The 8,076-nt window shown below is 58.7% G+C and carries 7 protein-coding genes; 5 read left to right on the top strand and 2 right to left on the bottom strand.

Translation table 11 applies throughout. The features are described 5' to 3' along the window. The coding region (locus SMC5_RS00670; RefSeq protein WP_119119186.1) for a JAB domain-containing protein at positions 1–642 on the bottom strand (642 nt) is incomplete at its 3' end. Positions 643–728: 86 nt separating this feature from the next. After that, a complete protein-coding gene (locus SMC5_RS00665; protein ID WP_119119185.1) occupies positions 729–1,247 on the bottom strand; it encodes a nitroreductase family protein in 519 nt (172 codons plus the stop codon). A 216-nt stretch (positions 1,248–1,463) separates the two neighbouring features. Here SMC5_RS00665 and SMC5_RS00660 point away from each other — a divergent pair, with 216 nt between their 5' ends. The 5 genes from SMC5_RS00660 to SMC5_RS00635 all read left to right on the top strand — a co-directional run bounded on the left by SMC5_RS00660 (position 1,464) and on the right by SMC5_RS00635 (position 8,064). Beyond that, positions 1,464–2,615: a metallophosphoesterase family protein gene (locus SMC5_RS00660; protein ID WP_165846127.1), complete on the top strand. Its 1,152-nt coding sequence runs from the start codon at positions 1,464–1,466 to the stop codon at positions 2,613–2,615. Next, a complete protein-coding gene (locus tag SMC5_RS00655; protein ID WP_119119183.1) occupies positions 2,596–5,250 on the top strand; it encodes an AAA family ATPase in 2,655 nt (884 codons plus the stop codon). Before SMC5_RS00660 ends, SMC5_RS00655 begins: the two co-directional genes overlap by 20 nt. Before the next feature lie 552 nt (positions 5,251–5,802). Further along, positions 5,803–6,198, top strand: coding sequence for a hypothetical protein (locus tag SMC5_RS00645; protein WP_119119181.1), 396 nt, complete (start codon positions 5,803–5,805; stop codon positions 6,196–6,198). A 111-nt stretch (positions 6,199–6,309) separates the two neighbouring features. Beyond that, a complete protein-coding gene (locus tag SMC5_RS00640) occupies positions 6,310–7,494 on the top strand; it encodes a hypothetical protein (protein ID WP_119119180.1) in 1,185 nt (394 codons plus the stop codon). A gap of 51 nt (positions 7,495–7,545) precedes the next feature. Further along, on the top strand, positions 7,546–8,064 hold the full coding sequence (locus tag SMC5_RS00635; RefSeq protein ID WP_119119179.1) for a DUF421 domain-containing protein: 519 nt from the start codon (positions 7,546–7,548) through the stop codon (positions 8,062–8,064). Positions 8,065–8,076 lie beyond the last annotated feature (12 nt).

Below are 8,076 nucleotides of genomic sequence, written 5' to 3'. Positions count from 1 at the left end.
GACCTTGTTGCGGATGTCCAGCAAGACGACATAGAAGAACTCCTTGCCGGCATCGCGCAGTTGCGGCGTGAACCGGTCGCAGACGTAGTCGATGGCATCCTCGGCACTGGTGACCCGTTTCATCGTGGACGCGGGGCCTTGCTGCAGACGCTTGCCGATTTCGATGGCCGCCTTGAGTTCGACTGCCTTGGCGAGACCGACGCCGTGTACGTCGCAGAGGTCCTCGACACTGGCCTGATCCAGCTGGCTCCAGCCGCCAAACCGGTTGAACACGTCGCGACCCAGTTCCTCGGCGCTCTTGCCGTGGCTGCCCGTCCTGAACAGAATGGCCAGCAGGCGTGCGTTGCTCATGGTGTCGGCTCCACGCTTCGCCAGTTGCTCGCGGGGACGTTCGTCAATCGCCCAGTCTTTGATGGAAACGTACGTGCGTTCGGCGTTGACGCGTAACCGGACTTCCTTGCGGACAGCAGTACAGGCCTCCTTGCTGACGAGGTCCAGCGCCTGCACGATCGCGATCCCTTGTGGCTCTTCTACCCGCCCACCCTCTGCATCACGGAACCAGGTACCCGCTTTGGACCACATTGGATACATTGCCCTCTGGACGAGATAAGCAACAGATTCCTCGCGTTTCGATATTTCCACCGACTCCCCCTGTACCGTTTTCGTGAGTTCCACTCACTCCAGCACAAGGTAGCACCATCCCTGAGACACGCAACAGCGGCGATCTGTCAGCCTGTGAACTTCTCCCAGCACACGAGTTCGTCCAGCAGCTTGCGTACACCTGGCCGGCGCGGATGACTCTCGTCGGGGTACCCCAGTGCGAGGATGGCCACGACGGGGTTCTCCGACGGTATGTCAAGCAGCGCACGGACCTCGTTGCCGTCGTAGTTGCCCAGCCAGCATGTCCCCAAGCCCATCGATGCAGCCTGCAGGGTCACATGGTCCAGGGCGATGGTGATGTCGACAACGGCTCCATCGTACCGGTGGCCGATGTTGTATCCCTCACCGCTCTTGCAGGCGACGACGAGCACCGCCGCTTGTTCAATAAACTGCTGTCCGCCGATGGCATGCACCATCGACCGTATGGTCGCACGGTCCCGTACAACGACCAGTTTCCACGGCTGCAGGTTGCTGCCCGAGGGAGCCAGCCTTGCCGCTTCCAGAACCTCGGCCAGCTTGTCTTCTTCGACCGGCTGGTTCTTGTAGTGTCGTACGCTGTAACGCTTCTCGATCGCCTCAAGTATCATCGCAGACCTCCATCATGCTGATTGCCTGATATTCTAACTGCCAGCCAGACTTGTTCAATGAGCCAAGTACGAGTAACGCCAAGGATGGATTCCCGCATGCGCCGAAAGCACCCCTCAGAGCGCCCCTCGCATGGGAAAAAAGTGCTCGGGGGTATTGAAAAGAAATACTCGGGGGGGAATAACAGACTAGTCCGGAATCGGCGGTATACTAACAATATGAGACTACTGCATACCGCCGACTGGCATGTTGGAAGTACACTGGCTGGGCTGGACAGGTTTGGCGAAACAGGAAAGCTGCTGGACGAGCTGTTTGCAGCTGCGCAGACCGAGAAGGTGGATGTGGTGATCGTCGCGGGTGACGTGTTCGACAACCCAATGCCGAGCAATATCAGTCAGAAACTCGTGTTCGACTTTTTTGCCCGGCTCAGCGGCGCCGGCATCCGCTCGGTCGTTCTGGCTGGCAACCACGACGGGCAGGTGTTCGTCCCCAGCAAGAGCCTGCTGAGCCTTGGGACAGCATCGGTGTTCGAGAAGCCGTCTGGTGAACAGTATCAAGTCGGGTTCCGTTCGCGCGCCGACGAACCGGTCGTCGTGACGGCGCTTCCCTACCCCCACGAACGCGTGGTCATGAAGTTGAATGGAGCAGGTGACGACATTCACGGCGACTACGCCGGCAGTGTCAGCACGTTCATCCGCTGGCTTGCCGGGCAGATGCATGCGTCAGACATCAACATCTTTGCCGCCCACCTCATGATCGCTGGTGCTCAGCTGACGGACACGGAACGCCCTATGTCGGTCAGTCCGTTCTTTGCCGTCCCTGCGCAGAGCCTGCCATCTTCGACGATGTACAACGCCCTTGGCCACGTCCACCGTCACCAGCAGCTGGTGAACGCACCCACACGCTCAGAATACTCCGGCACTATCTTCCGCGTTAACTTCAGCGAGGAGGGAACGCCGAAGGGGTTCAACCTTGTGGACACCGACACGAGGGGCAATCTCACCGTGCAGTTCTGTGAGCTGAAATCCGCCATCGAACTGCACAATGTCGAGTGCGCCGTCGACGACTGGGCCAACCGCCTGGAACCGTACAGGAACCGTGGATACACGAAAGCACGCATCCACGCCGACGACCCGCCATTTAACCTGCAAGGCGAGATACGCGCTGTCTGTCCATGGGTCGTCAAAGTAGAGTTCCTGCGTTCCGAGGCTGCAACGACGACCCGTCCGACCATTGAAGCGCTGGCAAGTACAAGCCTCGAGACCGTGCAGTCGATGTACCGGGCATACAACGGGAACGCCACAGAGGACGTCATGAAGGTGGTCGGTGAATTGTTCCAGGAGGTGACCCATGCGGATACAGACGCTTGAAGTCGAGAACTTCATGCCCTACCGTGACCCGGTCACCCTCGACTTCCGCGACCTGTCGCTGTTTGCCATCGTGGGTGAGACTGGTTCGGGCAAGTCCTCGATCGTCGATGCGATCTGCTATGCCCTCTATGGGCGCATTCCACGCATCCGCACAGAAAACGGGCAGCGCGAGAATATCATCAGCCGTGGCGCGAAACAGTTCCATGTAGGACTGACCTTTGACCTCGGTGGCGTAACGTACAGGATCATCCGGCAGGGAACAGCCACGAGGGAGGACGTCCAGGTCTTCAAGGACGGCGATCAGCTTAACCAGCTCCTGAAGAAGAAGGATGCTGACCGCTACATCGAAGAGATGCTGTTGCACATGAACTTTGACGTCTTCACGCGCATCATCGTCCTGCCGCAGGGTCAGTTCGACCGCTTTCTCAAACCCGACACGCCCCGCGCGCGCAGGGATATCCTCATCTCGCTGCTCAGCCTGGACATCTATGAGCACATCGGCAAGGCGGCCGGCGCCCATGCGGGAATGCTGATGGGCGAACTGGGCGGCCTGGACCATGACCTCGCAGGCATCGACCAGAACGCCATCACCGATGAAGCCATGGGTCTCCTGGACCATGCCGTCACAGACGCCGGACATCAGGTCGCGCTGCTCCAGGAACAGCTCAAAGCACGTGAGCTGACATTGGCCATGATGGAACAGCGGGCGTCAAAGGCACGGCAGCTGGCGAACCTTCAGGGACAGCTTGCGGCCCTTCGCGCCAAGGCGGACGAGATCAACGGCGACCGCGCGCACCTTGCCACCGGCCTCGCTCTCGCATCGCTGCAGCCATCACTGGCCAACTGGGCGCGTCTGGCTGCTGAACTGGAACGGCTGACGGACGAGCGCGACAAGGCATCTGCTGCTGTGATAGCCGCACAGCAAGCTCTCAAGACTGCGCAGGCCGTCCGTGCCGATACGTCCCTGCGCGCTGGCGAGGCCGCATTTGCCGAGAAACTGGATGAGATCTCTTCTGCGATCGGGCGCCTGAGCGACCTCCAGCTCTTTGCCGCCCGACTGGAGGAACTCCAGCACAGGACCGATGCAGCCACGGACAAGGGCAAGGGACTCGAACACAGCATCACACAATTGAATGAGACTATGAAGGTACAGAATGAACGTCGGATCCAGCTCCAGGAAGCGCTCACCAAGGCGCGCGACGCTTCAATGCAAACTGAAGATGCGTTCGAACGAGCACGCTCGGACAACGCCGCAGTCGTCGTCCAGCAGGGTCTCAGGCCAGGCGACACCTGCCCGGTGTGCGGTCATGTGGTAGAAGAACTGGTCGCGCATGCCGAACACTTGGACTTCGCTCGCCTCAAGACAGTCCGTGACGAGACGCGCAAACATGTCGAACACTGCCAGGACGACCTCACGGAGCATGAGAAGAAGTCCGAAGCGGACCGAGTCCGACTCGAGGAACTGGCCAGACAGCTGACCGCTCTGAAGACCGAAGACAAGGATGACCGGCACGAAGCGCACGAACTGACCCTGCGCCTGCTCATGGACCCGACGGTCGCCCGCGAGGGCAGCAACAATCCGGTGGCGTTCCTCCATGCGCGGCTCACGCAGCTACGAGGGCAGGAGACGACGACCCGCACGGCGCAGAAAACGATCGCCCTCCAACTCGAAGAACAGCGCCGAAAGGAAGAAGACATCCGCACGAAGCTGACCGGGTCCCAGACAAAGGCCGCAACACTGGAGGGGCAGCGCAGACAGGCGGAAGTCCAATATGAAACGCTGCAGCGTGACCTGCTGGCGCAAGCCGGCACGCATGGGTTCGACTCCATCGCGTCGATGAAAGCAGCCGTCCTCCCAGAGGGTGAGCTGGCCTCACTTCAGGCGTCGGTGAGGCAATACGACCATGACACCGCTGCTGCTGCTGCACAGGTGGAAATGCTGGAGCAGGAGCTTGGCCCCGATCTGCCATCGGAGGCGGACCTCGAAACAGCGCGTGCCACACGTGAGACTGCCGCCACGGACTTCGCCCGCGCACAGGAGAACCTGGCAGCCGCCCGCCGCAGCAAGGACGACCTCCTCGCCCGCCGTGCATTCCTGGCCGACCGTCTTGCGCGCAAGGAACAGGCGACGCGCCTGCTGTCAACCTACCAGCAGGTCGCCCGTGACTTCGGCAGCAAGGGCATGGTGGCGTTCGTCAGCAGCGGCATCCTCGAACAGTTGCTGGTGACGGCAAACGACCACCTGCGCATCCTGAGCAAGGGACGCTTCGAGCTGCTGCTCGATGAGGACGACCAAATGATGGTGCAGGACGCGTTCAGCGCCTCGGGACCGCGCGATGTCGCAACGTTGTCCGGGGGGGAAACCTTCCTCGCTTCTCTTGCGCTCGCTCTGGCCGTCAAGGACCTGCTGTCGACGAGTGTGGACTTGGACAGCTTCTTCATCGACGAGGGCTTCGGAACGCTGGACGAGACCACTGTCCAGGGTGTCGCCGATGTCCTGGAGTCCCTGCGCAGGGACGGCTCGCTCGTCGGCATCATCACCCACAGAGCGGACCTCGTGGAGCGGTTCGAAACAGTCCTCGAGGTGACAAACCAGAGTGGTTCCGCGCACATCGCGCGTCGGGAGATGGCATGATGAATATCCGTCCCGACTACTGGCAGAGCGTCTACACCGGTTCCACGGAGGTCTCATTGACAGATCAGAAACGTTCCTATGAGGTGGTGCCGACCATCGAGTGCCGCGACCTTGACCACTGGGCGGCCGTCCGGGTGCCCGACGCGGCGTTCGCGGAAGTCGACACGGTCCGCGTCGCATTCGTCGACGGCGTACGCCGCATCGACATGCACGGCATCATCGACGGCAATCCGCCATACTATGGCGTTTTCGGTTCTGTGGCGGCAGGCTGCATGCAGATGTGCGGCTCTCACGCCCACGACGTCACCGAGGCGCTCTGCGACGAGGCCGTACGGCACTACTTCGTGACCAACGCGCCGGACCCGGACATGAAGACGCTCAAGCTGGCGAGCGACGCGTCGTGTCCGTTCGACGTCGAATATGAGATTCGCAGCGCTGCAAGTCATGACCCGGGCGACTTCGGCCAGGAACTCAACAACCTCATGCANNCCCATCCCCTACGAACACCGCCTGGCCGCCGGGACCGGCAAACTGGCCGGTATCATCAAGAACGTGCAAGAAGCCTACCTGAAGGGTGAGCAGTTTGCCACGGTCCTCTCGCTCAAATCCGCCGAGCGCACCCCGATCTTCGAGATCCGCTATCCGGAAAGCAGCGGCAGCAGCAAGATGAGCTTTTTCCTGCGCCTCCGCGCCGTCACGCCCTTCGCCAGCCAGATGGCAAACCTGGTCCGCATCGAGCTCCCCGTCATGGGGCTGACCGAGGCGGCCCACCTGGCCAACCTCGCCTCCGCTATCGCGGTGCACTACTCCAGCAACCTGTGGGGCGACACCAGGGCGCCCCAGAACCTGTATCCCGTGGGAGCACTCGAGACTGCCCTGAAGAACCGGCTTGGAGACCAGCGTTTCTTGCGCAGTGTCATCATGCGAACGCTTGCTGCCGATATATAGGCACTATTGGTTTTCTATGGATTCCCAGTCAGATAAAAAGGGAAATGCAGGCTTATATGGAAGCCATATAAGCAGTAGTTCGGCGAAATATGCCAGAAAGGAGACGATACAATGATTCGGAATATGCCAACGATAGGTGTCAGGTATGATATCGATAAGACCGGGGGCGGTTACTATGGGTTTGCTTGCTGGAAGATTTTCTGGCAGGCAATCAACCCGGAGGAGATTGGTGGTGCCTCTCTTCATGAAGGAGACACCGCCGCTACCCTCAACAATCAAGAGAGGGTCTTTTGTATTGCCGTTCAAAGTCTGGACACTGAGGCAATCACAAAGATCAAGGCAGCACTGACCCAAAGTGAGGCGTTCAAACGGGCCTGTGCGAATCCCATGTTTGTCGAAGGATCGTCCTGTGCGGCAGAACCGCTGTCCGATACAGGCAGAATCGATGCTGAGGGAAACCTTGCTGGTGATGCTGGTGCATCTCGTTCTGCCCTTGGTGCAGTCAAGAAGGAGCGTACGACAGCGAGCGAAGCAGCAGAGACAGTTTCGATTCCTGAAAGGGCCAAGCCTGCTTCGAATCGGACTCAAACGCTCCCTGCGATTTCGTCGTTCAAGGAACTCAAGACATTCCTTGGCAAGGAATTCACCCCAAAGGAATACCCAAAGAATTGTGGGGTGAATTACTGGATGACTCCCGAAGAACTCTGTGACGTTGTCGAGAGATATGCTGATCTGATTCTCGTTTACTATCACGAGTATTCCTGTAGCGTATCTGAAAACCTGTGTTGCGTGAGGCTCTTCGAGAAAAATCCTCCGGGAAGAGAACCGATAGAATTCGTCGGGCTCTATCCGTTTGCCTCAGCATCCGATGCCCGTTCATTTGGGCAGGATTGGTTCTCTAGCCCTGAGTACGCCAAGGCAATACCTCGCCTCGCCGATGTGCGCGGCAAGTATCATTTCAACTTCGGAAAGGGAAGTGAAAACTGGCTGGGCAAACCCTTTGACCCAAAGGAAGGGATCGTCCCACAGTCTCTGTGGGAGAAGTTCTACCCACGAAAGCAGAGATTCCTTTCAGATCTTGCGAGAGAGGAAGAAGTTGCGAAGAAGCGCGCTGAGGAAGAACAGAAACCCCGCCAAGATACCGAAAGAACATACTTTACTGTTCATTGCCCTTATTGTGGTGGTCAGAAACTTTATGACAAGAACGGGGTTGTTTATTGTGATAACGAAAAATGTCCAAATGGTAAGAAACCAGTAGATATAGACCGGTATAATCTAAGGAGATTGATTTTTTGATAGAACCACTGATGCCACTCAAGAGATCTCAGGACTAAACGGAGGATAACTATGTTTGTACTGACACCCGATCTCTGGCAAGTCGTGCTTCGGACGGCCATCGTCTACATACTCGTTCTGGCTGGTCTGCGCCTGGCCGGAAAGCGCGAGATGGGCGAACTCGCGTCGTTCGATTTCGTCATGATCCTCCTGCTCGCCAATGCAGTCCAGAACGCAATGACCGGACCGAATACCTCGCTCATGGGTGGTGTGGTTGCCGCCGCAACCCTCCTCGTAATCAACTACAGTGTTTCTGCACTGGTGCATCGCTATCCGCGTCTGCGACGCATCATTCTGGGCCAGCGCACAACCCTGATCGAGCAGGGCATACCGCAACTGGACACGCTGGAGCGGGAGCACATCGACGAGGACGAAATCATGACTGCCGCGCGGGAACATGATATTCTGAAGATCAGCGACATCAGGACGGCCTGGCTCGAAGTCGACGGCAACATCACGTTCCAGACGATGAACGGACGCCACATGCGTGTACCGCGGAAGAAGAGGGTACGCTACCTCAGAAATCAGTGATCATGCACTGCT

The sequence above is a fragment of the Candidatus Cryosericum odellii genome (genome assembly GCF_003570935.1).
GTDB lineage: Bacteria > Caldisericota > Caldisericia > Cryosericales > Cryosericaceae > Cryosericum > Cryosericum odellii.
Note: the sequence above shows the minus strand (reverse complement) of the source record. Positions and strands in the feature narration are given on the sequence as shown.